At 49.9% G+C, this 539-nt stretch carries 1 protein-coding gene; it reads right to left on the reverse strand.

Annotation, left to right across the window (positions count from 1 at the left end; genetic code table 11):
* The coding region (locus tag R8N47_RS27840; protein ID WP_318186439.1) for an SgrR family transcriptional regulator at positions 1–539 on the reverse strand (539 nt) is incomplete at both ends.

The raw sequence follows: 539 nt of genomic DNA on the forward strand, positions 1-539 counted from the left end.
AACACAATCTGTCGTGAGTGGTTCGCCATTATGGAAGCGTACGCCACGACGCAAATAGAAACGCCAATGAGTGTCAGAAAGCGCCTCCCACGTATGTGCGAGATCCGGTTGAAGTTGTTCGTTTTCATCAAGACGCGTTAAACCGCTAAAAACTTGTCGCGCGATGTGTTGCTCCGAGCGACGCATCGGCTTTTGCGGATTCAGCATGGCTAACGGTCGGTAATAAGGCAATCTCACGACTTGCTCGCCTTGTCGATGCTGTAATCCCAAATAACCTTGAATCACCTGGGTTAAACGTGCGGCGTCATTGTCTAACGCATCGAGCGCCTGTCCAATCTTTCCTTCGTCTAGATAGCGTCTCGCTAAGTTTTCGCTTACGTCACTACGATTGCGCTTAAAGATCAGTTTGGATAGTTTGCCTCGGCCAGCCGCCGGGTGCCATTCTATCCACCCTTCTTCTTCGAGCTTATTGAGAACGATACGCGCATTTCGTCGCGTACAAAACAGAGCGTCGGTAATGTCTTCTAGCTGAACTTCTG

It is taken from the genome of Vibrio sp. 2132-1, assembly GCF_033344315.1.